Here is a 1,929-nt window from a genome sequence, read left to right as displayed (position 1 = left end):
CTCGCCGAGCCGGCCGCTGGCCGTCAGCCCCTCGCCCAGCCTGACGATGCGCGAGAAGGCGTCGATGACGCGGAATTGGCCGTGACGGCCGGGCACCGCGACCAGCAACCGGCAATTGTTGGTGCCGAGGTCGAGCGCGGCGAAGACAGGCAATTCCTGCTGGGGCGGACGTGGCGCAGACTGGAGCGGCGGCCTTCGCTCGGCCTGCAAGGGCGGACTCTGAGGCTGGCTTGCCGTCGTGCTGGCAGGCGCGGCATTGGGCACGGCGCCGTTCTCGTCACGCGCGAACACCTTGCGGCCGCGCTTGCGCTTGCGGCGCTTGCGCGTCTTGCCTTTCGGCTGATCGCCATGCTGGTCGGCCTGACCGGCGCCAGTCTGTCTCTGGCCTGCATGTTTGGGGCCGGCATGTTTGGAGCCGGCATGTCTGGGGTCGGCATGTCTTTGGTGCGCACCCGCGTGGCGGCTGAATCGCGCCGGTTGCGGGCCTCCCGACTGCGCCGGCGATGCCCCGGACATGCCCACTGCCGACGCGCCCGCGCCGGTATCGTGGTCTTCCACTTCAGTTCCTTCCGGCGCCGCGCGAACCGGGAACGGACGCAGCAGGCACCTCGATTTGTTTCAAGTTGGCAACAGAGTAGCAGTGCCGTTCGCAATCACCAAGAGCGCGGGGCTCGAATTTTGGCAGGGTCACGTCGGGGCAATGTCTTGCCGGTTGAATAGCCGGCTTCAATCAGGCATGTCTCAAATGCGGGTTCGAAGAGGTTGGGCACCATCACAACAATGAGCTGCAACGCATGATGACGACGCCATGAATTGGAGGCGCTATTTCTGGCCGGTCATAGGCATCGCGGCCGTTGCGTTCTCGCTGTGGCTGCTCATTCACGAATTGCGCGGCGTATCGCTCGACGATGTCTGGGCCGGTATCGCCGCCATCCCGCCGCGCGGCTGGGTGCTGGCGGCGCTAAGCTCCGTCGTCGCCTATGCCTCGCTCGCCGGCTACGACCACATAGCGCTCTTGCATATCGGCAAGAAAGTATCGTGGCTGTTCGTCACGCTGTGCTCCTTCACCACCTACGCGGTGTCGCACAATATCGGTGGCTCAGTGTTTTCCGGCGCGGTGATCCGCTATCGCGCCTATGCCACAAGGGGGCTGATCGGCCAGGAGATCGGCGTGCTGGTGGCGATCTGCTGGTTCACCTTCATCCTCTCCAGCGTCTTCCTCGGCGGCCTCGTTCTGCTGTTCGAGCCGCAGATCATCGATCGCTTCACCGGCGCGCCGCACCATGGCGCCGCCTTCGCCGCCGGGCTCGCCATGCTCATCCTCGTCGGCGCCTATGCCTTCGGCAGTTGGCTCCGGCTGAGACCTTTGAAGATCGGCTCCTTCCAGCTGCACTACCCCGCGCTGCCGATCGTGGCGCGACAGTTGCTGGTCGGGCCTGTCGAGCTGCTGGCATCCACCGCGATCATCTATTTCGCCCTGCCGGAGACCGGCAATCCCGGCTATTTCGTCGTGCTCGGCGTGTTCATGGTGTCGTTCTCGATCGGGCTCCTGTCGCATGCGCCGGGCGCGCTCGGCGTGTTCGAGGTCGTCTTCCTCACCGGGCTGTCGGACATGGATCCGGTCGGCGTGCTTGCAGCACTTCTGGTGTTCCGCCTGTTCTATCTCATCATTCCGCTGCTGATCGGCCTTTGCATGGTGCTCTATTTCGAGCATTCGCAGTACAGCAAAGGCGGCAGTTGAGCCCTTTGCCCGCTTCCGCGGGGAGCATCCGCAAAAAGGCTGCGGTTGATCTCAGTTGCGGGCTTGACTATTTTCCGATGCCGGCTACAAGGCAGCGCTCGCGGCACATGAGCCGCTCGGCTAGCGCGACACCAGACGCGCCTGCTGGGGAATAGGTTAACGGTAGACCCACGGACTCTGACTCCGTT

Annotated in this window: 1 protein-coding gene and 1 pseudogene; one reads left to right on the top strand and one right to left on the bottom strand. The window is 64.3% G+C overall.

Going from position 1 to position 1,929, the window contains the following annotated elements:
• A pseudogene (locus tag EOA28_RS34300) lies at window positions 1-558 on the bottom strand (hypothetical protein); the annotation flags it as partial.
• A gap of 250 nt (window positions 559-808) precedes the next feature.
• On the opposite strand from EOA28_RS34300, the gene EOA28_RS34295 reads away from it, so the two are divergent.
• Window positions 809-1,741 (top strand): YbhN family protein, encoded by a 933-nt coding sequence (locus EOA28_RS34295; RefSeq protein ID WP_127253219.1) that lies wholly within the window; start codon window positions 809-811, stop codon window positions 1,739-1,741.
• The last annotated feature ends 188 nt before the right edge of the window (window positions 1,742-1,929 follow it).

The sequence above is a fragment of the Mesorhizobium sp. M2A.F.Ca.ET.067.02.1.1 genome, assembly GCF_004023285.1.
Classification (GTDB): domain Bacteria; phylum Pseudomonadota; class Alphaproteobacteria; order Rhizobiales; family Rhizobiaceae; genus Mesorhizobium.
Note: the sequence above shows the minus strand (reverse complement) of the source record. Positions and strands in the feature narration are given on the sequence as shown.

Coding starts and splice junctions, on each gene's coding strand:
- EOA28_RS34295 (WP_127253219.1), top strand. CDS start 809: ATGAATTGGAGGCGCTATTTCTGGCCGGTCATAGGCATCGCGGCCGTT.